The 940-nt window shown below is 44.7% G+C and carries 1 protein-coding gene; it reads left to right on the top strand.

Features of this window, described 5'->3' with window-relative positions; genetic code table 11:
• Positions 1–940: prolyl oligopeptidase family serine peptidase (locus tag IQR33_RS02600; protein ID WP_193843488.1), on the top strand; the 940-nt coding region annotated here is incomplete at both ends.

The raw sequence follows: 940 nt of genomic DNA, 5'->3' as shown, positions 1-940 counted from the left end.
TGCCTATTTGACAGGTAACCTAGAGCTGGATAACGAGAAAGTTCGTATTTATTACAGCAGTTTAACCACTCCAGGAACCTACTACGATTTCGATCTAAAAACGGGCGAGTCAGAAATCATGAAGCAAACACCTGTACTTGGTGATTTTAATCCTGACAATTACCAATCAGAACGCATCATGGTCACAGCCCGTGACGGTAAAGAAGTACCCGTTTCTTTGGTGTATCGTAAAGACTTATTTAAGAAAGATGGTACGAATCCACTCTACCAATATGGTTATGGGTCTTATGGCGCAACCATTGAGCCAACTTTCCGCTCGACACGTTTGAGTCTATTGGATCGCGGCTTTGTTTACGCCATTGCTCATATTCGTGGATCTGAAATGCTTGGCCGCCCTTGGTATGAAGACGGTAAAAAACTAACCAAGCAAAACACATTCAACGACTTTATTGATGTGACTAAAGGTTTGGTTGAACAAGGCTACGGCGCGAAAGATAAAGTCTTCGCTGTTGGTGGCTCTGCAGGAGGTCTCTTAATGGGGGCTATCATCAACCAAGCACCAGAACTGTACCGCGGTATCGGTGCACATGTTCCGTTTGTGGACGTGGTAACCACCATGCTCGATGAATCGATTCCATTGACCACCAATGAGTATGATGAATGGGGTAACCCAAATAACAAAACATACTATGACTATATGTTGAGTTACTCGCCTTACGACAACATCAAGGCGCAAAACTACCCGAACATGTTGGTAACGACTGGCTTGCACGACTCTCAAGTACAGTACTTTGAACCAATGAAGTGGGTCGCCAAACTTCGTGAAATGAAGACAGACGATAACGTCTTGTTGTTCAAAACCGATATGGAAGCCGGACACGGCGGCGCATCTGGTCGATTTAAGCGCTTAAAAGAAGATGCGCTAGAGTATGCCTTCTTC

Origin of the sequence: Vibrio sp. OPT46 (genome assembly GCF_015163535.1) — a bacterium.
Classification (GTDB): Bacteria; Pseudomonadota; Gammaproteobacteria; order Enterobacterales; family Vibrionaceae; genus Vibrio; species Vibrio alginolyticus.
Note: the sequence above shows the minus strand (reverse complement) of the source record. Positions and strands in the feature narration are given on the sequence as shown.